The sequence below is a fragment of the Avibacterium sp. 21-586 genome, from assembly GCF_026226775.1.
GTDB lineage: Bacteria > Pseudomonadota > Gammaproteobacteria > Enterobacterales > Pasteurellaceae > Avibacterium.
In genome coordinates this window covers 807,757-825,379 of the sequence record NZ_JAKKOD010000001.1, presented here as the reverse complement: position 1 = coordinate 825,379, position 17,623 = coordinate 807,757, and the positions used below count along the sequence as shown (strand labels likewise).

16 protein-coding genes and 1 CRISPR repeat array are annotated in these 17,623 nt (G+C 39.4%); of the genes, 6 read left to right on the top strand and 10 right to left on the bottom strand.

Annotation, left to right across the window (positions count from 1 at the left end):
- Positions 1-26 precede the first annotated feature (26 nt).
- The 6 genes from cas5c to cas2 are packed head-to-tail and all read left to right on the top strand — an operon-like array spanning position 27 to position 5,361.
- A complete protein-coding gene (gene cas5c / locus L5B71_RS03715) occupies positions 27-704 on the top strand; it encodes a type I-C CRISPR-associated protein Cas5c (RefSeq protein ID WP_265757045.1) in 678 nt (225 codons plus the stop codon).
- Positions 701-2,449: a type I-C CRISPR-associated protein Cas8c/Csd1 gene (gene cas8c, locus L5B71_RS03710; RefSeq protein WP_265757043.1), complete on the top strand. Its 1,749-nt coding sequence runs from the start codon at positions 701-703 to the stop codon at positions 2,447-2,449. Before cas5c ends, cas8c begins: the two co-directional genes overlap by 4 nt.
- A gap of 57 nt (positions 2,450-2,506) precedes the next feature.
- Positions 2,507-3,370: a type I-C CRISPR-associated protein Cas7/Csd2 gene (cas7c, locus tag L5B71_RS03705; RefSeq protein WP_265757042.1), complete on the top strand. Its 864-nt coding sequence runs from the start codon at positions 2,507-2,509 to the stop codon at positions 3,368-3,370.
- A gap of 3 nt (positions 3,371-3,373) precedes the next feature.
- On the top strand, positions 3,374-3,985 hold the full coding sequence (cas4, locus tag L5B71_RS03700; RefSeq protein ID WP_265757041.1) for a CRISPR-associated protein Cas4: 612 nt from the start codon (positions 3,374-3,376) through the stop codon (positions 3,983-3,985).
- A gap of 59 nt (positions 3,986-4,044) precedes the next feature.
- Entirely contained in the window at positions 4,045-5,058 is a 1,014-nt protein-coding gene (cas1c, locus tag L5B71_RS03695; protein WP_265757040.1) for a type I-C CRISPR-associated endonuclease Cas1c, read from the top strand.
- A 9-nt stretch (positions 5,059-5,067) separates the two neighbouring features.
- Positions 5,068-5,361, top strand: coding sequence for a CRISPR-associated endonuclease Cas2 (gene cas2, locus L5B71_RS03690; RefSeq protein WP_265757039.1), 294 nt, complete (start codon positions 5,068-5,070; stop codon positions 5,359-5,361).
- A gap of 189 nt (positions 5,362-5,550) precedes the next feature.
- Positions 5,551-9,336: a CRISPR direct-repeat array (repeat unit 32 nt; unit sequence CGGCCATCTCCCAGATGGCCGTGAATTGAAAC).
- 682 nt (positions 9,337-10,018) lie between these two features.
- Here the strand turns inward: cas2 and L5B71_RS03685 are convergent.
- From L5B71_RS03685 to L5B71_RS03640, 10 genes are all read right to left on the bottom strand, one after another.
- A complete protein-coding gene (locus tag L5B71_RS03685; RefSeq protein WP_265757038.1) occupies positions 10,019-10,432 on the bottom strand; it encodes an Arm DNA-binding domain-containing protein in 414 nt (137 codons plus the stop codon).
- A 992-nt stretch (positions 10,433-11,424) separates the two neighbouring features.
- A complete protein-coding gene (locus tag L5B71_RS03680) occupies positions 11,425-13,326 on the bottom strand; it encodes a DNA primase family protein (protein ID WP_265757037.1) in 1,902 nt (633 codons plus the stop codon).
- Positions 13,323-13,574 (bottom strand): hypothetical protein, encoded by a 252-nt coding sequence (locus tag L5B71_RS03675; protein WP_265757036.1) that lies wholly within the window; start codon positions 13,572-13,574, stop codon positions 13,323-13,325. Before L5B71_RS03675 ends, L5B71_RS03680 begins: the two co-directional genes overlap by 4 nt.
- A complete protein-coding gene (locus L5B71_RS03670; protein ID WP_265757035.1) occupies positions 13,571-13,927 on the bottom strand; it encodes a hypothetical protein in 357 nt (118 codons plus the stop codon). The genes L5B71_RS03675 and L5B71_RS03670 overlap by 4 nt, the downstream gene beginning before the upstream one ends.
- Positions 13,920-14,459 carry an ash family protein gene (locus L5B71_RS03665; RefSeq protein WP_265757033.1) on the bottom strand — a complete coding sequence of 180 codons (540 nt, stop codon included), beginning with the start codon at positions 14,457-14,459 and terminating at the stop codon, positions 13,920-13,922. Before L5B71_RS03665 ends, L5B71_RS03670 begins: the two co-directional genes overlap by 8 nt.
- Before the next feature lie 111 nt (positions 14,460-14,570).
- Positions 14,571-14,780 (bottom strand): transposase, encoded by a 210-nt coding sequence (locus tag L5B71_RS03660; protein WP_103854391.1) that lies wholly within the window; start codon positions 14,778-14,780, stop codon positions 14,571-14,573.
- On the bottom strand, positions 14,777-15,001 hold the full coding sequence (locus L5B71_RS03655; protein ID WP_103854390.1) for a hypothetical protein: 225 nt from the start codon (positions 14,999-15,001) through the stop codon (positions 14,777-14,779). The genes L5B71_RS03660 and L5B71_RS03655 overlap by 4 nt, the downstream gene beginning before the upstream one ends.
- On the bottom strand, positions 14,998-15,183 hold the full coding sequence (locus L5B71_RS03650; protein ID WP_103854389.1) for a helix-turn-helix transcriptional regulator: 186 nt from the start codon (positions 15,181-15,183) through the stop codon (positions 14,998-15,000). Before L5B71_RS03650 ends, L5B71_RS03655 begins: the two co-directional genes overlap by 4 nt.
- A 52-nt stretch (positions 15,184-15,235) precedes the next feature.
- Complete coding sequence (locus L5B71_RS03645; RefSeq protein WP_265757032.1) at positions 15,236-16,225, bottom strand: phage major capsid protein, P2 family; 990 nt, start codon at positions 16,223-16,225, stop codon at positions 15,236-15,238.
- A gap of 248 nt (positions 16,226-16,473) precedes the next feature.
- Complete coding sequence (locus L5B71_RS03640) at positions 16,474-17,574, bottom strand: hypothetical protein (RefSeq protein ID WP_265757031.1); 1,101 nt, start codon at positions 17,572-17,574, stop codon at positions 16,474-16,476.
- Positions 17,575-17,623: the final 49 nt, after the last annotated feature.

The following is a 17,623-nucleotide window of genomic DNA, read 5'->3' as shown; positions in this document are numbered from 1 at the left end:
TAACCATAGAATAAATGGAGTAGTGAATGAAGAATAAAGTGAGATTACATATTTGGGGGGACTATGCCTGTTTCACCCGCCCAGAAATGAAGGTGGAACGGGTCTCTTATGACGTGATAACCCCTTCAGCTGCGCGGGGGATATTATCAGCGATCCATTGGAAGCCCGCAATAAACTGGGTAATAGATAAGATCTATGTGCTGAAACCTATCCAGTTTGAATCTATTCGCCGAAATGAATTGGGGGGTAAGTTGCCCGCCAGTAAAGTGAGTGGAGCAATGAAACGTAAAAGTGTTGAAGGACTTTATACTATTATTGAAGAAGATCGTCAACAACGTGCTGCTACTGTATTAAAAAATGTCGCTTATGTCATTGAAGCCCATATTGTAATGACAGATAAAGCGGGTGAAGGTGATAATTTAACCAAGCATTTAGAAATGTTTAAACGCCGAGCAATGAAAGGACAATGTTTCCAACAACCTTGTATGGGGGTGAGGGAGTTTCCTGCTGAGTTTGCCTTTATTGATGAGGGGGAAGCCTTGCCACAATGTTTGTTAGCGGAAAATGATCGTCAGCGCGATTTAGGTTGGATGTTGCACGATATTGATTTTCAGCATAAAAACACACCGCACTTTTTTAGAGCCAAAATGCAAGATGGCAGTATTACGGTGCCACCTTTTATGGGCGAGGAGGTGGTATCGTGATTTTATTATCGCTTGTTCGTTATTATCAGCGTTTATCTGCCCAGAAGGATCGTGATACCGGTGAGCCTAAAGTCCCTTCTTATGGATTTAGTGAAGAAAAAATTGGCTATATTTTAGTGTTAAATCCAAAGGGAGAGTTGGTTGATGTCATTCCTAATTTGACTGATGACAAAAAGCCAAGACCGAAGTTAATGAATGTTCCCCAAGCAGTGAAACGAACATCTGGCATAAAACCGAATTTTTTATGGGATAAAGCAGCTTATGTGCTTGGGGTGGAGGCCAATCAGGATAAAGCCAGTGCGCAAATGCAGCCAGCATTGCTTTCGCACCATACTTTTGATGCGTTCAAACAGTTTCATTTAGAGGCATTAGCGGATACTCAAGATAAAGGCTTGCAAGCCTTGGTGAAATTCTTGACAACTTGGGAGTCTGAAAAATTTACGGACTCTCTTTGTCCAATTGAAATATTAGATGCTAACGTTGTATTTAAGTTAGATGGTGAAAATCAATATATTCATCAAAGTGTTGAAGCGCAAAATTTATGGGCAGGTCTATTATCCACGAATGATAAGACGGAAGGAATTTGTTTAATTACGGGGGAAAAAGCCCCTATTGCACGCTTGCATCCTTCAATTAAAGGTATTCAGGGCGGACAAAGCTCGGGCGGCTCAATTATTTCTTTCAATAAAGATGCCTTTACTTCTTTTAATAAGGATCAAGGTGATAATGCGCCTGTTTCAGAACAAGCAGCGTTTGCTTATACCACAGCGTTAAATTATTTATTACGCAACAAAAATCATCATTTGATGATTGGCGATACAAGTACCGTTTTTTGGGCGGAAGCAGAAGATGTTGAGCAAGCGGAACTGGCGGAACAATTGTTTGCAGGTTTTTTGACACCGCCTGATGATGAGCAAGAGAATAGCCCTATTTTTGATATGTTAGAAAAAATGAGTAAAGGCAGACCTTTGCAAGAGATTAATCTCGAGATAGCGCCGAGTACCCGTTTTTTCATTTTAGGTTTAGCGCCAAATGCATCAAGAATTTCTATTCGTTTTTGGTTGGAAACCAGTTTTGGCGAGTTAGCCAATAACTTAGCGATGCATTGGCAGGATCTTGCGCTTAATCCTCGCCCTTGGAAAACGCCGCCTTCTATTTGGCGTTTATTATTGCAAACAACGCCATTAGATCGCACTGGTAAAGGTAAATCTGAAAATATTTCCCCTGTACTCGCAGGAGAGCTGGCTCGAGCTATTTTTACTGATAGTCTCTATCCGATGAATTTATTATCACAATTACTGATGCGATTTAGAGCGGATGGGCAAATAACAGGATTGAGAATTGCAATGGTTAAAGCCGTACTTCAGCGGCGATTTAGAAAAGGTTTGATAAAACAAGGAGTTCCTATGGAATTAGATGAAAATACGGATCATACAGCTTATCTTCTTGGACGATTGTTTGCGTTGTTAGTACGTGTTCAGGAGCAAGCATTAGGGAAAGTAAATGCGAATATTGCTAATCGTTATTATTCTTCCGCATCTACCGTGCCTTATATGGTATTCCCACGGCTTCTTAGAGGGGCTCAACACCATTTTTCTCGCTTAAAGAAAGATAATGTAGGGCTGGCGATTAATTTAAGTAAGGAGCTTGATACAATTTTAGCAAAACTACCAACTGTTTTTCCGCGTCATTTGAATATTGAGGAACAAGGACGCTTTGCATTAGGCTATTATCAAGAAAAATAACGTTATTTCAGCAAAAAAGTTAATGCTGATGAAACAGAATCAATCAAGGAGTAAAAAATGACTATCCAGAATCGTTATGAATTTGTATATTTTTTTGATGTTACTAACGGGAATCCAAATGGTGATCCTGATGCAGGAAATTTACCGCGTATGGATCCTGAAACCAGCAAAGGCTTGGTTACAGATGTTTGTTTAAAACGTAAGATCCGTAATTTTATTGAATTATGCTATGAAAATGAGCCAGGCTACGAGATTTATGTGAAAGAGAAAAGCGTACTGAATTTACAAAATAAACGTGCCTATGAAGCTTTATCCATCAAGCCTGAAGCGAAAAAACTACCGAAAGATGAAGCCAAAGCACGCGAAATTACCGCGTGGATGTGCAAAAATTTCTTTGATGTTCGTAGTTTTGGCGCAGTAATGACGACTGAAGTTAATAGCGGTCAAGTTCGTGGCCCTGTGCAATTTGCCTTTGCACAATCAATCGATCCGATTGTTCCAGTGGAACTTTCTATTACGCGTATGGCAGTAACCAATGAGAAAGATCTTGAAAAAGAACGTACTATGGGGCGTAAAGCCATTGTTCCTTACGGACTTTATCGTGTTCACGGCTTTATTTCAGCAAAATTAGCAGAGAAAACGGGCTTTAGTGATGACGATTTACAGAAGTTATGGCAGGCTTTACAGCTAATGTTTGAACACGATCATTCTGCCGCGCGTGGTGAAATGGTGGCGCGCAAACTGGTGGTATTTAAACATCAAGACGCCTTAGGCAATCAGTCAGCGCATAAATTATTTGAGCGAGTCACCGTTGAGCGTGTGAATGGTGATACGGCGATGCCTGCACAGTCATTTGATGATTACCGTATCTCAGTGAATACCGATGGGTTAACAGGCGTAACGGTTGAAGAATTAATTTAACCAATGTATATCGTTTCGCTTTCGGCATTACAGCATTATGCTTTCTGCCCACGCCAATGTGCGTTAATCCATAACGAGCAGGCGTGGGAAGAAAATTTGCTTACGGCACAAGGAAGAACCTTGCATGAGCGTGTCGATTCAGGCGAGCCTGAAAGCCGTAAGGGAATTCGTTTTGAGCGAACAGTCCATGTTTGCGCGCAACAGCTTGGATTAGCGGGGATTTTGGATCTCGTAGAGCAAGATCTTAGCTCAGGTCAATTAAAGCCCGTAGAGTACAAACGTGGCAAACCCAAACTTGAACCTATTGATGAAATTCAACTTTGCGCTCAAGCATTATGTTTAGAAGAAATGACAGGGCAGTCTATTACGGAAGGGGCGATATGGTATTTACAAACGCGACATCGCTTACCTGTTCTGTTTTCAGCTGAATTAAGAAAGAGAACATTAGATACCATTGTGCGTGTGCAAGCATTGTTAGAAAGCGGCATAACGCCTGCGCCACAATATGGAAAACACTGTAAGGCTTGCTCTTTAATTGAGCTTTGCCAGCCTGCATTATTGGAAAAAGATAAATCGCAATCTTACATCAAAAGGTTGTTTGATGAGAAAGAATAAAAGCAAAGTGCGGTATAAAAATGATGAGTTTTTTAATCTTAATTAGGTGAATTTTTACGATGAAAAAACTACAAAATACCATTTATATCACGACACAAGGCAGTTATTTGCATAAAGAAAGAGAAACGCTTGTGATTGAACAAGAGCGTAAAAAAGTGGCACAGCTTCCTATTCATTCTATCGGACACATATTCTGTTTTGGTAATGTGCTGGTATCTCCATTTTTAATGGGATTTTGTGGCGAAAATAATGTAAATCTTGCCTTTTTCACTGAAAATGGGCGCTATTTAGGGCGCCTACAAGGCCGACAAAGTGGAAATGTATTATTACGCCGAGCGCAATATCACTATTCTGCAGAAAAACCTACCTCGATTGCTCGTCATATTATCGCAGCTAAAATTCAATCATCTAAGCGCGTCTTGCAACGGCAATTGCGAAATTATGGTGAAAATCAAGAAATTCAACAGGCTATTTATGGTTTAAATGCACGTTTAAGGGAGCTTAAGCAAGCTGACGATTTGGATACTATTCGTGGCATTGAGGGCGAAGCAGCATCTCGTTACTTTAGTGTTTTTCATCATTTATTACGGGATAAGAACGGTTTTACTTTTCACGGACGTTCACGCCGTCCACCACGTGATGAAGTGAATGCGCTGTTATCATTTTTATATAGTATTTTAGGTAAGGAAATTAGCGGTGCTTTGCAAGGTGTGGGGCTAGATCCGCAAATTGGCTTTTTACATGCTGATCGTCCGGGAAGAGATAGTTTAGCACAAGATATATTGGAAGAATTTCGTGCTTGGTGGGTGGATAGAACCGTATTAAGTCTAATTAACCGTGGGCAAATTAAACCAAGTGATTTTGTAAAAGAAAGCAGCGGTGCAGTTAATTTGAAGCCCGAAATGCGAAAAAGCCTATTCCAAGCTTGGCAAGCGAAGAAACAAGAAAAAATACTTCACCCATTTTTGCAGGAAAATGTTGTAATAGGATTATTACCCCATATACAAGCAATGCTACTGGCACGGCATTTACGCGGTGATTTAGCGCAATATCCCCCATTTTTAATGCGTTAGGATGACAATATGTTAATGCTAATTACTTATGATATTTCTTTTGATGATCCACAAGGTCAAGCACGTTTGCGTCGTATTGCGAAACATTGTCTTGATTATGGTGTTCGTGTTCAATATTCTGTATTTGAATGTGATATCGCGCCAGATCAATGGGTGCTATTAAAATCCAAACTATTGGATACCTATAACCCTGAAACTGATAGTTTGCGCTTTTACCATTTAGGAAGTAAATGGCGCAGAAAAGTAGAGCATCACGGTGCAAAACCATCGATTGATATTTTTCAAGATGCCATAATTCTATAATCGCTAACCTACTGTTCTCATCAAATCCCTGCTAGCTTAGCGAAGTATCATTGTTCTTTAAAAATCAAATAATTAATTCTAAATTTTATTTGGCAATGATTATGCTATAATCCATTCTCGCACAGAAAAGAATGATTAGCGAAATAATAAGGTTAATATCTTATTTTTGTTATATTTTTTGCCTGTGCTCGGCCATCTCCCAGATGGCCGTGAATTGAAACCGCCGTACGATCTAATAACTTTTCATTTACCATAACCGGCCATCTCCCAGATGGCCGTGAATTGAAACTGCCCAAGTCTTTAACGGTGCGAACATCTCGCCACGGCCATCTCCCAGATGGCCGTGAATTGAAACAAAATATTAATTTTTAGATTGTGATAATTTTTGACGGCCATCTCCCAGATGGCCGTGAATTGAAACTCCTAAATTAGATGATTTCTTTCAAAGCGTGAGCAACGGCCATCTCCCAGATGGCCGTGAATTGAAACTTATTAGTAGATACGGGATTATACCCACAACTAACCGGCCATCTCCCAGATGGCCGTGAATTGAAACCGCTGAATGCGGTTTACATTTCACCGCCAAGCCGTCGGCCATCTCCCAGATGGCCGTGAATTGAAACAAGAGATCGTCAAGCTCCCGATCTCTTTTTTTACGGCCATCTCCCAGATGGCCGTGAATTGAAACTGTTTGACGGGCTAGATCTATGTGCTATAATAAGCACGGCCATCTCCCAGATGGCCGTGAATTGAAACAGGTAAAAACTGCTGCATAAATTCCGCTCGATTAGCGGCCATCTCCCAGATGGCCGTGAATTGAAACACTTCCCAACACTTCGATCAGGCTATCTGCAAAGCGGCCATCTCCCAGATGGCCGTGAATTGAAACTAACGCTCCATTTTTAAGGTTTATTTTTTAAGGGTCGGCCATCTCCCAGATGGCCGTGAATTGAAACATTGGTCATAGTGTCTCCTATTTACAATCCCCATCGGCCATCTCCCAGATGGCCGTGAATTGAAACATCATTTTTTACGCTCCTGTTGTTAGTAAAAATTCGGCCATCTCCCAGATGGCCGTGAATTGAAACTCTAGAATCTGGATAGAAAGTGCCTTTATTTACAGAACGGCCATCTCCCAGATGGCCGTGAATTGAAACATCGATACTGGCTTCTATGCCCTGATCGACAAACACGGCCATCTCCCAGATGGCCGTGAATTGAAACGGGGGTTTGGCAAAAAAAATAAAAGTTAATATCGCCGGCCATCTCCCAGATGGCCGTGAATTGAAACATCGCTTTTTATGATACGATCTAAATATTCTTTGCCACGGCCATCTCCCAGATGGCCGTGAATTGAAACCGCTTGCTCAAAAGTTAGTAATTTCATATTTATCAAGCGGCCATCTCCCAGATGGCCGTGAATTGAAACGTAGTAAGCAGGTACACCAAAATCCCCAGCGGTTCCGGCCATCTCCCAGATGGCCGTGAATTGAAACCCTTGGGGGGTACTGCTCCGCACGGCAAAACAGTCGGCCATCTCCCAGATGGCCGTGAATTGAAACCGTTAGCTAGTGAACCAACGAATCTTTAATAATGCGCGGCCATCTCCCAGATGGCCGTGAATTGAAACTAGAGAAGATAGACACTTAGTAACACAAGGATTACGGCCATCTCCCAGATGGCCGTGAATTGAAACTTATTAAAGAGATCGTCAAGTTTGCGATCTCTCTCCGGCCATCTCCCAGATGGCCGTGAATTGAAACAAAGGCACTGATTAATTACATCTTACTCAATGCCGGCCATCTCCCAGATGGCCGTGAATTGAAACCTATCAATTCCCAAAAGTACAAAAAATAACCAGTCGGCCATCTCCCAGATGGCCGTGAATTGAAACGATAAGGTGGGTAGGATCGTGGCTTGTTGTTAAGCCGGCCATCTCCCAGATGGCCGTGAATTGAAACGTATTTTTAAAACGTGGGAATTTTTGCAGTTGAACCGGCCATCTCCCAGATGGCCGTGAATTGAAACATCGGTTGCTTACGCTTGTCTCATACCCTACAACATCGGCCATCTCCCAGATGGCCGTGAATTGAAACTTCAAACAATTTCTTTCTAGTTTTGGATAAGGTGCGGCCATCTCCCAGATGGCCGTGAATTGAAACCCTGCAAAAATACCGCACTGAATGAATATTTGGTACGGCCATCTCCCAGATGGCCGTGAATTGAAACATCCGTTTTGATATAATACACGCATAGATTAACAACGGCCATCTCCCAGATGGCCGTGAATTGAAACTGGCGATAGCACACGCTACCGCCCCCCATTGCTCGGCCATCTCCCAGATGGCCGTGAATTGAAACAGATTTTGACGAAAATATGAATGAAGGGGATAATTACGGCCATCTCCCAGATGGCCGTGAATTGAAACGCTTGGATTTTTCGTGGTGGCGTAAAAAGTGACGCGGCCATCTCCCAGATGGCCGTGAATTGAAACCGCCCTTAATTCCGCCAACGGTTTAAGATAGTTACCGGCCATCTCCCAGATGGCCGTGAATTGAAACCCCTACATCTTATTGTAGCGGTGCTACTGGGTGGCCGGCCATCTCCCAGATGGCCGTGAATTGAAACATCGCTTTTTATGATACGATCTAAATATTCTTTGCGGCCATCTCCCAGATGGCCGTGAATTGAAACTCAATTTTTAAAGAGCAATCAAGCGATAATTTCAACGGCCATCTCCCAGATGGCCGTGAATTGAAACTACGGCTAAGCTATTTGTGATGTAGATTGCGTTTCGGCCATCTCCCAGATGGCCGTGAATTGAAACCATTATAACCATACCCAATAAGCGTATAGTTTTCCAACGGCCATCTCCCAGATGGCCGTGAATTGAAACCTTAGTTTTTCGTGCTTTTCTAAAATTAAAGTTAACGGCCATCTCCCAGATGGCCGTGAATTGAAACGATCTAAGTATGGTGCTATATAATCCCAATCCGCATCCGGCCATCTCCCAGATGGCCGTGAATTGAAACATCTAACGCCCACCGCAAGCTATACACACGGCAGGCCGGCCATCTCCCAGATGGCCGTGAATTGAAACATCATTTTTTACGCTCCTATTTTGTAAGTTATCAACGGCCATCTCCCAGATGGCCGTGAATTGAAACCCTAGATAACAGTGGGAGGATCTAAAAATGCGTATACGGCCATCTCCCAGATGGCCGTGAATTGAAACATTTCAAAAATTATCACAATCAAAAAATTAAGATTCGGCCATCTCCCAGATGGCCGTGAATTGAAACATCAGCTCAAGGGTGATTTCAAGTTGATCGCCTTCGGCCATCTCCCAGATGGCCGTGAATTGAAACCCGTTTAAGTGGGCAAAACGGGGGAAATTAATACGACGGCCATCTCCCAGATGGCCGTGAATTGAAACTTGTGATTTTAGTTTTCATCATTTTCTGACGCTCCGGCCATCTCCCAGATGGCCGTGAATTGAAACTTGCCCTTGCCCTGTTGGTGGTGTGCGTGTCGTTGGCGGCCATCTCCCAGATGGCCGTGAATTGAAACGGGACGACCGCTAGATCCTAGCGTTTTTTCGCTTCGGCCATCTCCCAGATGGCCGTGAATTGAAACACCGCTTGCTAAAACTGATCTCATATCCTACAAGCTGCGGCCATCTCCCAGATGGCCGTGAATTGAAACCAAAGCGGTGCTAACACCGCTTGCATTGGTACATCTCGGCCATCTCCCAGATGGCCGTGAATTGAAACTTTTTTGTATGCCGCTTTACGCTCGTTGGATTGCCGGCCATCTCCCAGATGGCCGTGAATTGAAACGCCAAACCCTCATTTTTTGGGATCTGTAGGCAAATCGGCCATCTCCCAGATGGCCGTGAATTGAAACGTTGGGCGTAATTGTCCCGTCGCCATTTAAATCAGGCGGTCATCTCCCAGATGGCCGTGAATTGAAATCATATGTATTAAAATTCTCGAAGAGGATAAAGAAATCCTAAGAAAGCTGCTGCAATTTTCACGTTACTCGAGCGCAACGCTACCAGGCGGTAAAGACATTAAAATCGTATGGAATAAAAAGATAAAGGCGTCATTTGATGAAAATCGTGGTTTAGCAGGAAAGCGGAGTTTAAAAGCGAGCTTCAAAATCCAATCTCAGATACAATGGTATTATGTGGTAATACAACTTATCTAAAAGTACAGGGGGAATGGCATTATTTGACAATAGTAATGAATTTAGTGCGTCGTCAAGTAGTTGGCTGGCTATTCAGAAAAGGCATGATTCAATGTGAGTGGTTGATGCCTTAAATCATGCAATGCTGACAATGGAAAGAATAGGGAGGATGTTGTTTCACTTAGAGCAAAGTAAGATTTATGAGAATGCGCCGTTTATACAATGTGTAAAACAGCAGGGATTGATACAAAGTATGAGTCATCGAGGAAATTGTAGGGATAGTGCGCCGATGAATCCTTAGTTTAGATGTTTTAAATATGAATGGATATTAAAGGGCAGTTATTCTTCATTAAATGAAGCTGAGGAAGATATTAAACATTATGCGTTTTACTATAAAAAGGTAAGACTGTATAGCTATAATCAAGGATTATCGCCAATTTTAGCGAAAAAGAACCTATCAAAGGATTGCTAATTTAGTGGAACACTACGATTTTTAAAACGTGCTAAGCGATCTTTCAAATGTGCTTTGCTTAATCTAATGCCCTTTGTCTTATGCCAATCTTCCGCAATCTCTACCAACGTGATTTTTTGCAACTGTAATTGCTTTTCTTCTGCTTGAATTTGCACTAAAGGAGCAATGCCTTGGGCAAGCGAAAGATTATAGGAAATCGCCATATTTAACGCTTCCTCAAGGGAAATAATATCAGCCCGCCCAAGGTTCTTTTTTCTAATCGCCTTGGTATCGGGTAAGCGGTAAATATAACGATAAGATTTGCTACCCTTAGGGGTCATCACTAAAAAGAGTTTATGCCCTAGTGAATAGCGTTCTTCTTTGCCTGTGGCTTTCAGTTTATTGATAAAAGTTTGGTTGATTTTTGTCATAGTGTTAGCTCTTGATTTAATTAAAAAATTTCAAGAAATGATCCCTAAAATCTAAAAAATCCATTTTTGTAAGTGAGAGCTAACAAAAAAGGGAGCATTTGGGATCATTTCGCCAAGAACAAAAACACGCAAAAAGAACAGAAAAAACAGAACGAACTACAAAAATCCTTATTTTTTAATAAGTTAGTGAACAATACGAACAAAAAGAACTGAAAAAATATCACTGATGGCGGTGAGAGGGTATTTCAATTTTTTCGCCTAACTTACTGTATTTTCTATGGTTTTTTATTCTCTTTATCTGCTTCAGGGATCTAAACAGGGATCTAAAATCCCTGCTTGAGTATAAAACAGGAATCGAAAAGGCGGCAAGGCTGGGGATTTTTACAGCGGTGATTTCCCCTATTTTGTTCAGTGCAGATAACAGGAATTCCGTTATTGGGCTTGCCTATGCCTTTCAGTTTATCGATAAAAGTTTGATTGATTTTTTCATCGTGCAAAAAGTAGGCTGATTTAGGCAAAATATGCGAGCCAGACCAAATATTAGATTTTTGTTTCACCCTTTCACCCTTTCACCCTATTTATTTTTATCACATTGATTTTGAATAGTTTTTTCCTTTTTTAGTAGGGTGAATAAGGGTGAAAAAAAGGGTGAAAGGGTGAAAAAATGAGGTGAAAAATGCGAAATTTGTTTGATAAATGAACAAAATTTAAGAAAAAAAGTCATTTTTGAACAATAAATAATCAAAAGGGTGAAAAAATGCAAAAAAGGGTGAAACAAGGGTGAAAAAATGAATTTTCTATTTTTCTTGTTTTTTTATTATAAATCATATAGTTATATGTGGTTAGGGTGAAAAAGTGAAAGGGTGAATAAGAAAAATCAGTTTGGCTGTGTCTTTTGCTTTTTATATCACTTTGGAATAAAAAAAGAGCGCTATTATGCGCCTTTTTTTGATTGGTTTACTGTTAATATTTTCAATAAATTACTCACTGCATTATGCGTTTCTCCATTTTTCTATTGTTTTCTGCTTGTCTTTGAATGTGGCATTTGTGTAGTTGTACCCGCCTTTTAGCTGCTTATTAGTGAATTTGATTTTATAGCCAGCGGTTTTAAATGCTTGTTGCATTTCGGCGAGTAAATCTTTTGGTTTTAACCTTGCTTTATCTGTTCGCCCTAAGATGTCGCAAAAAAACAAATAGCACCAATAAAGGCGATCAAAAACAAAAGGGCTTTCAATGCTTGGCATTCCTTTCATACTTCCTAGAATTAAGCCTTTATTGCTGACTTCGGGCAATAAATCGAACTCTTCGATAAATTCTAAAATATGATCGTTTTCGGTTTTCATCGCTAAAGCTTCTTTACTCTTTTGCTGTCGTAGTAAGGCTTGTTTAGCTTCTTCTGGTTGTTTAAATTCATCATAAAGTTTGCGGATTATCCCGCCTAATTCTTGTTGAATTTTCTCAAATAGCTGATCATCTCTTTCGCTATCTTCAACGGCTTTATAGAATGGAAATAACACGCGCCTTCTTTCCATTCCGCCGCCGTCATTTTTATAAATTGGCAAGGTATTAGAACAAATAGCAATAATTGCGTTTACTTTACTACTAAATGATTTTTTATTTTTGGGGTTGAAAGAAATATCATCACCGCCAGAAATTGCTTTAATAATTGAAGCATCGCCAATGTAGCGGGATTGATCAGGTGAAAATAAAAACGTTTTATTTAAGATAATATCTCGCGCCTTATCGTCTTTTAAAAGCTCTAAATCTATCGCGGTATAATTTCCCTCGCCACTAATTAATTTTGCTACTTCTAGAAATGTACTTTTACCGCTTCCCGCTTCGCCTATTAATTCTAAGGTTAATTGCCAGTCATAACGATTATTTAAAATCATATAAAGAGCAGCTAATAAAGATTTTTTCCGCTCAATACTGTCATAGCTGATAAAATTGATCCATTTATCAAAATTAGGCGTAGGGGTTTGCGTTTCCAAATAATCGCAGGGGTTAACGCCTGTTAAATAGTAGTCTTTATTATGTGGCATAAATTGCAACGTATTTTTATTTAGTACGCCATTTTTAAAAGCTAAGAGTTTCACATCAGTTTGCATAAATAGCGGTAAATCTACATTAAGGCATTTGATAATATTGTTTAAACTCTCAACGCTTCCGTATTTTGTGCCGTATTCCTCAAAAAACTGCTTAATTTGACGTTGTAATTCATTTTCTTGGATTATTTCCCAAATAATACCGTTGTAACGGTAAATTATCCCTTGATCCGCGTGATAAGCTAAGGGAATTTTTAGCCATTTGTAGAAATATTCAGCCTTTTCAGCTGGGCTAAGTTTTTTCAGGGTTTCCGCGTCAAGCTCAATTAATTCAGGTGTTGTCGCTTCTAGGCTTGCTTCATTGTTACGAATGCGGGAAATATAGCCGCTTAAATCTTCTAAAAGCTCGCCAATATTGTTTCTTAACGTTAAATGCTGAATAGCCGTTGTTTTAGTTAAATGCGTGCATAAATCTGTTAGAACTTGCTGATTTTCTCTAATTGTGATGCCGTCAACACTTGTTTTAACTTTAAAAAACTCATCTGTATCAATAATGCTTGCAACTTGATGTTCTAACGGCAAAATATCCAGCTTATAAAGTTCTGATAGATTTGTATTATCTAAAATAATTGGAATTTCTTCATAACGTTTAGCATTATCCGCATCAGTTAAATCTGCTAGCATTTTCCAGCCTGTGCCAAGCCCATTTGTTTTTAAATCTTTAGGATCTGAACGATAAAAATTCCAAACATTATCACCGATTAAAATAAATATTTCTTTTTGGCTATTGGGAGTAGTTTTCAATAATGCCCCTAAGTTAGGTGCTTTTTTTCTCTTTCCGTTCATCATAACTTAACCTCTGATGTAACCAATTCACTTAATTGAGAATGTATTTCCTCTTGCAGGCTTTCTAAGTGTTTTAGGTAAACTTGTTCTATCTGCGCCATTGCATTTACTCGCTCTAATTTTTCGCGAGTGTCTTCACCTAAGTTGAACGCTGCTAAAGTTTCATAAAAATAGGGGAATGTTGCTAAGTTTCCTAATTCAGAGCTAAATTGCTCATTTAGTGCTTGAATGTGTTGTAATTTATTTTTCATTCTAGCCCCCTATTTTGGCTAATTTGAGTGGGTAAGCCGTTGATAATGGCTTGCAATGAATGTGTTACGCCGCGCAAATTCCCATTATGTAAATACACTTTAGCGGCATTGAAGAAGTGTTCTACAAAGTGAACGCCTAGTTGGGCTTGCTCATCTGTTAATATCTCATCGATATAAAACTTTGCTTCTGTATTTTGTGCATAAGTTGGAATATATGCCGTTAATTCCACGCTTTTTAAGCAATGTTTCGCTTCTTCTAACTGGTTAGCTTTTAGCGCTTTCTTTGTTTCTGCGAGAAAGTGTTCAATGATGTTTACTTTTTCTGTAAGGTTTTCTGGTGTGAAATTACGCATAATGCACCCCCTTAATGCGTGCAAAACAAACCGCCTCTTGTGGGGTGAGGTTTAGGAATTGGCGCGCGTGCGCTTCGCTTTTGGCATAGGTTGATACGTGTAGGCGTGTGCCTAGCAATAAGAATTTGTAGATCATTGCTGATAGCTCCATATGTTGAATGATTTGGGCTATCGCTTCACTTTCCACGGATTGGCGATAGCTTGTAACGGGGTGGAAAACTGCGACATATGGAACGCAGCCAACCGCAAAGGGTTGCCCGCTACAAGCTACCATAGATGAATACGCCTTAAACTGGCGTTTTTTAGATACGCTTGAGCAACGAATAAAAAAAGCACGATGTAACGGCGTGCTATTATTCGCCATATGTATATTCAGCTTTCCACGGCTGGCTTTCGATTTTGCGAAAGCGGGGAAAGCATAATTTGAAGCTTGGGCATTTGTCAATAAATATGCGTGAATAATTGAAAATAAGTTGTTATTTTTTCTTTTTAGTGTAATATCACTCATTGATTTATGGTTATTTTTAATCATAATGAAACAATTCTTCATAAATCCTTACCTTGTTGGTTGTTAAGGGGAACTTAAAGCGCACGATGGCACAAATCTCAAGTGCGCTTTTTCTTTGCCTGAATTTTGCCCTGTTCATTTGGGATCTTGCTGCCATTTATGGCTGGGTGTAACCGGTTTAAATACGCCTTTTTTAATGTCGCTTAATTGGGCGGTGATTGTGCCTTTAATATCGCATTCCACGCAGTAAACAAGGGCTTGTGTTACGCACGCGCTAGGGCGTTCTGATGTGCGGATATTTAATGCTTTTCCACATTCTGGGCATTGAATTTTTAAGCCTTTCATTTTTTTCCTGCCATTTCTTGCTTGCACATTTCAATTAATTGCTTTTTCTGTGCCGTGGTGAAGCCATTCATTAATTTGAAAAGGTGGGCTCTGAAAGACGCTGGATTTTTTAGCGTATCCTCTCTTTGAATATCCATATAAAGAAAAAACATTACAATTAATTGTTCCTCCATTCCCAAATGAATAAATGCGCGAATAAATTCGATTTGTTCTTTTTTCATTGCGGTGTTTCCTTGTTTGGGTTGTTGTGATCTAACCACGCTTGCACGTCTTCTAATTGCCATAAGCTACGTTTGCCAATTTTGATCGGCTTTGGAAAATCACCTGATTTGACGAGATGATAGATTTTTGTTCTGCCGCCGATTTTCATTGCTTGTAATTCTTTTAAGGTTAAAAGCGTCATTGTGTTTACTCCTTTAAAATTGGCGTAACCTTGGGCGGTTACGCCGCGAAAATTAGCCTAAAATCACCATTGCAGGATCAACCGCTGCCATTAAGCCCAAATCTTCCACAACATAGCCTTCAAAGCGCCAATAGCTCACGACTTCCCGCTTTCTTTCGTCATCTTGTCGGATTGAATAGCGCCCACTGCGGTTATGCGTGTAAAGACTTAAATTCTGTAATGTCGTGACTACTGCGCCATAAAGTGGAAATTGTGGCGGGGTGAGGGCTTTCATTCCGCCGAATTGGTTAGCGATGTGGTGATTTTGTAAGCCTGCTTTGTCTTGTTCTGGTGGGTTTATGCTAGTGATTGGCTGTTCTTCCCGTGCCAATAACCCGGTGCCCACTAAAAAGACAAGATCGTTGCGATTTCTGTGGTGTTCATCTAATTGATTTCTTAGGGCAATGGCTAAGGCATCTAAATTGGCATAATCAGCATTTTCACCAAAGATTTTTAGTTTGCCGTTTTTGCCCGTGGCTTTCACATTTTCGGGCTTTTGCTCGGCAAGCAAAGCTAGCCAGCCTTTATTTACGTCAGAAAGATCAACGGCTGCCGTATTTTGCGCAACGCTTTTACCCGCCCAGCCGATTTGCATAATATTGGCCGCGATTTGATCTAAAACAAATTCATCAATCAACTGATCAAATTTTTCTGGGTAAAGGTTGAAAACATCTAGCATTCCCCATTTCAATGTAATGCCGCTATCTGTTTCATACACTTGATAGCCGTTTTCATAATCAGATTGTTCAATGATATGTCGTTCTAGGTATTGCCGCCCTGTGATATTGGGCTTAAGAGGCCCGAAAATTTTCCGCCCTTGCTCGTTATGAACGGGGATTGCGTTAATTGCTTTGAGGAAATCAGAACGCTGGGTAATTTTTTCAAGCATTGCTTGAACTTCGTATTTCTCTAGCGAGAAAGCGTCTTTATTGTACTGATCTTCAGCATTAAACTGCTTTGCCTTGTTTTTTCTGTATTGGTGAAGTGCGGTTAAAAAACCCATTGTTTTTCTCCTGTGTGTGGTTGGTGTCAAAAAATCAAAAAAGTGTTTTTTCTACGCTCGCCAAAGCCGAAAACTGCTTTTTTTTGTTTGCCGGGGGGAATGGTAGGAGAAAAGAAATTTCAATGGTGAAAACTTGCCAAAAATCGCCATTATTTTTCATAACATATTGATATGTAATTTAAAAATTTTTATTTTTGGCAAGTTTCTGTATGAATTACAAGATTTTTATGGCAATAAAAAAGCAAGGCCTAATTTGCCTTGCTTTTGGTGATTTTACTAAAATGATTTCTGATAGTGCGGTTGCTCACTTTTTTAATCTCTTCAGGGCTTAGTGTTTTTAAGCATTTCTCAACATCATTAGCTAGTTTATTTTTGCTTAATTTCCCGCTTTTGGTTAAATAACGCCTATCTATAGGGCGACTAGGATCGATAATGCAGAGAAGCCCTGCAATAATACTTTTCAATGTATTGATTTCTGTTGGGTTGCCGTCGTAAGTGAGTTTATTTTTTAATTGTATAATTTGTGTTTTGAGTTGTTTATTCTTGTTATATTCCTTTAATATAGGACTTGTGATTTCCCCATTTTTAATTATTTCCTCAATATCTTTTCTATGAATATATAAATTATCTATAAAATTAAAATTTTCTTTTAAAAATTTCTTTATATCAATAAAAATAGTGGCAATATCAACTGTAAGATATAAACAAATAAAGTGCTCTATTATATCAATATTTTCAATTATCTCTTTGTTGTAGTCTCCTTTCAATAAATCAATAAAGAATCCATATGTTAAATTTCTTTCCGATGTAAAAGCCTCCTTGTTTTCAAGTATTCCTTTATATAATTTTACTATTTCTTCAAATTCAACAATAAAAGGGAAATATCCATTAAATTTAAAGCTATTACTTATTCTTATGGCTTTTTCTGCAAAGTAAATTGGCTTTTTTGTCCTATTATCAACGATTTGAAAAAGTGGTATTCCTCCTTTGTTTAGATTTATTCTCCCTTTTTCTATTAACTCTAATGTAATAGAGCTAAATTCATTTTTCAAAACCTTTTTGCTATTTTCTATTATTTCTCTATCAATTATTTCTTCTTTATCATCATACTTAATAAAATAGTACTCATCAATCTCACCACGTACGCTTAAAATAGGTTCTTCCTCAATAATCTCCTTGCCAATAAAGAACATTTCTTGATTTCCTGATATATGTATATATAACTTAATCATTTTAAAGAATATTAAGTAAGCTAATTCTTCGCAGCTAATCTCTTTGCCAAAAAGATCTAAAGACGTGTTTATAAAGGTACGCAATGGAATAAAATCTTGATCTTTAAAAATGTCCATAGAACAAATCCTCTAGTCTGTTTTTATTTACAGAATTATACTGTTTATT